This is a genomic window from Vibrio sp. 378 (assembly GCF_033339435.1).
Genome location: NZ_JAWOUO010000331.1, coordinates 1 through 837, shown reverse-complemented (window position 1 = coordinate 837; position 837 = coordinate 1). Strand labels below are relative to the sequence as shown.

Below are 837 nucleotides of genomic sequence, written 5' to 3'. Positions count from 1 at the left end.
TTCAAAGGTGATTTGATCACGTTAACTCGTACTGAGTTTGATTTGCTTCTGTTCTTGGCGTCAAACCTAGGCCGCGTTTTTACTCGTGATGAACTACTAGACCATGTATGGGGTTACAACCATTTCCCTACAACACGTACCGTAGATACCCACGTACTTCAACTTCGTCAGAAATTGCCAGGCCTTGAAATCGAAACGCTTCGTGGCGTAGGCTACAAGATGAAAGCATAATCGATAATGAAAACGCTACTCCCTGTAGTTCTCTCGTTAGCGTTAGTGAAACCAGTCCAAGCGATGGACTGGTTTCAAACCAATCCGCCACTGACACAAGCTCATCAACACCTGCTTGAAGATGACCTCGCAGGGATGTTCAACTCGTTGGTTGAGTTATGGCAAACAGAGCCAAGCAAAGATCTAACTCCTCATCTCAATGACTTACTCGGTCAATCTCTTTCGAAAAATTGTGGTAAATCACTGACAGGTGTTACCTTGCCTGATTGGATCAGTGGCGTAAACGTGATTCGTCAAACTATCCAAAGTCCGGGGCGCGATACTTTCCGTTTGGTGATCAAACTTAGAGCGACAACAGATATTGAGGACATATCGTTTCGTCGTTGGGTTGATGAATCTATCTCTGGTGACAGCTCTTTCAGTTATGAAGAGCAAGCTGATGGGACAGAAATAGCAAACGAACGCAGTTTTCTCAAGCGATACAACCTCACAGGTAAACTGGAAGCCGGTTTGTATCACTTGTCCGTTGTATCTAAAGATAAACAAGTTTACCGAACTTGGGTGATACTCGGAGACTCAAACTCCTCCCAATATGTACGCTGGACA

General features: G+C 44.6%; 1 protein-coding gene and 1 pseudogene. Both read left to right on the top strand.

Annotated features, from left to right (window positions below; genetic code table 11):
• A pseudogene (gene vxrB, locus R7Q48_RS26070) lies at positions 1 to 231 on the top strand (response regulator transcription factor VxrB); the annotation flags it as partial.
• Positions 232 to 237: 6 nt separating this feature from the next.
• Positions 238 to 837, top strand: a 600-nt coding sequence (locus R7Q48_RS26065) for a DUF2861 family protein (RefSeq protein WP_318133087.1), incomplete at its 3' end; no start/stop codon positions are given.